Origin of the sequence: Streptomyces sp. NPDC086519 (genome assembly GCF_040686075.1) — a bacterium.
GTDB lineage: Bacteria > Actinomycetota > Actinomycetes > Streptomycetales > Streptomycetaceae > Streptomyces > Streptomyces shenzhenensis.
The window spans coordinates 1,790-3,843 of record NZ_JBFBJL010000140.1; the positions used below are offsets into that span (position 1 = coordinate 1,790).

The 2,054-nt window shown below is 57.6% G+C and carries 1 rRNA gene (cut by a window edge); it reads left to right on the forward strand.

Annotation, left to right across the window (positions count from 1 at the left end):
* The first annotated feature begins 136 nt into the window (after nt 1-136).
* A 23S ribosomal RNA gene (locus tag AB0P24_RS47500) occupies nt 137-2,054 on the forward strand; it runs 1,272 nt beyond the window's last position.

A 2,054-nucleotide genomic window follows, 5' to 3' on the forward strand; every position in this document is an offset into this window, starting at 1 on the left:
CGTGTCGGGCACGCTGTTGGGTGTCTGAGGGAATGATGTTCCTTCGGATGCCGGCCCCAGTGAACTCCGGTTGTTGCCGGGGGTGATGGGTGGCTGGTCGTTGTTTGAGAACTGCACAGTGGACGCGAGCATCTGTGGCCAAGTTTTTAAGGGCGCACGGTGGATGCCTTGGCACCAGGAACCGATGAAGGACGTGGGAGGCCACGATAGTCCCCGGGGAGTCGTCAACCAGGCTTTGATCCGGGGGTTTCCGAATGGGGAAACCCGGCAGTCGTCATGGGCTGTCACCCGCTGCTGAACACATAGGCAGTGTGGAGGGAACGAGGGGAAGTGAAACATCTCAGTACCCTCAGGAAGAGAAAACAACCGTGATTCCGGGAGTAGTGGCGAGCGAAACCGGATGAGGCCAAACCGTATGCGTGTGAGACCCGGCAGGGGTTGCGTATACGGGGTTGTGGGATCTCTCTTCTGTCGTCTGCCGGCGGCAGGGCGAGTCAGAAACCGTTGATGTAGGCGAAGGACATGCGAAAGGTCCGGCGTAGAGGGTAAGACCCCCGTAGTCGAAACGTCAACGGCTCGTTTGAGAGACACCCAAGTAGCACGGGGCCCGAGAAATCCCGTGTGAATCTGGCGGGACCACCCGCTAAGCCTAAATATTCCCTGGTGACCGATAGCGGATAGTACCGTGAGGGAATGGTGAAAAGTACCCCGGGAGGGGAGTGAAATAGTACCTGAAACCGTGTGCCTACAAGCCGTGGGAGCACTTTGGTGTGACTGCGTGCCTTTTGAAGAATGAGCCTGCGAGTTTGCGGTGTGTTGCGAGGTTAACCCGTGTGGGGTAGCCGTAGCGAAAGCGAGTCCGAAGAGGGCGTTTCAGTAGCATGCTCAAGACCCGAAGCGGAGTGATCTAGCCATGGGCAGGTTGAAGCGGAGGTAAGACTTCGTGGAGGACCGAACCCACCAGGGTTGAAAACCTGGGGGATGACCTGTGGTTAGGGGTGAAAGGCCAATCAAACTCCGTGATAGCTGGTTCTCCCCGAAATGCATTTAGGTGCAGCGTCGTGTGTTTCTTGCCGGAGGTAGAGCACTGGATAGGCGATGGGCCCTACCGGGTTACTGACCTTAGCCAAACTCCGAATGCCGGTAAGTGAGAGCGCGGCAGTGAGACTGTGGGGGATAAGCTCCATGGTCGAGAGGGAAACAGCCCAGAGCATCGACTAAGGCCCCTAAGCGTACGCTAAGTGGGAAAGGATGTGGAGTCGCACAGACAACCAGGAGGTTGGCTTAGAAGCAGCCACCCTTGAAAGAGTGCGTAATAGCTCACTGGTCTAGTGATTCCGCGCCGACAATGTAGCGGGGCTCAAGCGTACCGCCGAAGTCGTGTCATTCGTGCAATAGGGCCAACGCCTGTACGGATGGGTAGGGGAGCGTCGTCTGCCGGGTGAAGCAGCCGCGGAAGCGAGTTGTGGACGGTTGACGAGTGAGAATGCAGGCATGAGTAGCGATTCACACGTGGGAAACGTGTGCGCCGATTGACTAAGGGTTCCTGGGTCAAGCTGATCTGCCCAGGGTAAGTCGGGACCTAAGGCGAGGCCGACAGGCGTAGTCGATGGATAACCGGTTGATATTCCGGTACCCGCTGTGAAGCGTCAAACATCGAACCAGGCGATGCTAAGTCCGTGAAGCCGCCCTGATCTCTTCGGAGTTGAGGGGAGTGGTGGAGCCGACGGACCAGACTTGTAGTAGGTGAGTGATGGGGTGACGCAGGAAGGTAGTCCAGCCCGGGCGGTGGTTGTCCCGGGGTAAGGGTGTAGGCCGTGCGGTAGGTAAATCCGTCGCACATTAGGGCTGAGACCTGATGCCGAGCCGATTGTGGTGAAGTGGATGATCCTATGCTGTCGAGAAAAGCCTCTAGCGAGTTTCATGGCGGCCCGTACCCTAAACCGACTCAGGTGGTCAGGTAGAGAATACCGAGGCGTTCGGGTGAACTATGGTTAAGGAACTCGGCAAAATGCCCCCGTAACTTCGGGAGAAGGGGGGCCAGTCCTGGTGAG